The organism is Bradyrhizobium sp. Crot121, from assembly GCF_059512385.1.
On the sequence record NZ_JCAMOR010000573.1, the window covers coordinates 1 to 252 of the forward strand.

The 252-nt window shown below is 63.5% G+C and carries 1 protein-coding gene; it reads left to right on the plus strand.

Translation table 11 applies throughout. The annotated features are described in order from the left end of the window. Nucleotides 1-252, plus strand: a 252-nt coding sequence (locus AC5ZGW_RS47950; RefSeq protein ID WP_496114375.1) for a helix-turn-helix domain-containing protein, incomplete at both ends; no start/stop codon positions are given.

The following is a 252-nucleotide window of genomic DNA, read 5'->3' on the forward strand; positions in this document are numbered from 1 at the left end:
GCTTGAGGCGTGTTGTCGCTCGCCGACGACATTGCAGCGCGATTTGAAGCGGGCGCGGATCGTTCTGTTGGCGGCGGCCGGGCGCAGCACCCGGTCGATCGCCAAGGAAGTTGGGGTCCAGCCGCGGATTGTCAGCCTTTGGCGGCATCGCTATGCCGACCAAGGCCTTGAAGGGCTGCAAGACAAGCCGCGACCCGGCAAGCAGCCGATCTATACGAAGACGACCGACAAGCGGATTCTGAAGCTGCTGGA